This window comes from Chromohalobacter sp. 296-RDG (assembly GCF_029889885.1).
In the GTDB taxonomy this organism is placed as follows: Bacteria; Pseudomonadota; Gammaproteobacteria; order Pseudomonadales; family Halomonadaceae; genus Chromohalobacter.
The window spans coordinates 1-566 of record NZ_JARANY010000312.1 but is presented as its reverse complement, the minus strand read 5'-3'; the positions used below and the strand labels follow the sequence as shown (position 1 = coordinate 566).

1 protein-coding gene is annotated in these 566 nt (G+C 49.1%); it reads right to left on the bottom strand.

Features of this window, described 5'->3' with window-relative positions; translation table 11 throughout:
• Nucleotides 1-213 precede the first annotated feature (213 nt).
• Nucleotides 214-566: hypothetical protein (locus OP495_RS18715; RefSeq protein ID WP_280571294.1), on the bottom strand; the 353-nt coding region annotated here is incomplete at its 5' end.

Below are 566 nucleotides of genomic sequence, written 5' to 3'. Positions count from 1 at the left end.
GTATTGCCCTCAAGCATGGATGAATCAAAGGACTCCGTATCACCAAAGGATATCGGCGAAGGGAACCATGTACCGCATCTTGGGTTTAGGCACTTGATTTGAATCTCGTTAACTTTCGACATGGCCTTATCTCCTTATGACACAGAACGCAGAGCGCACCGGTGGCCTTTTTGGAGCAACGCGGAGAAAAGGCCATCCGCGTGGCGCGACTTGTTAGCCCCATATCTGCCATACAGCCGCTATTAATGTCAGGAGCACGATCAATAATCCGAAGTATATTGGCACGTGCTGCTCGGTCGATGTAAATGAGCGGTACTTATCGGGTCTCATCCCCTTACCCAATGCCACCCATTCCGCCGAGTATATTTGGGCACCGAGTTCTTTCTCTAGACGAAGTATTACGTCAAATTTTGCCTTATTGAGTTTTCCGTAATTCGCAATCAGGTTGTGCCATGAATTGCACAGCAACAACCCAACGGCGGAGAATCCGTATACAATGCCAATCGATCCATTGGCTATCGAACTTCCTTTCACGAGGAGGCCCGCAATTCGCACAACCAACCCGA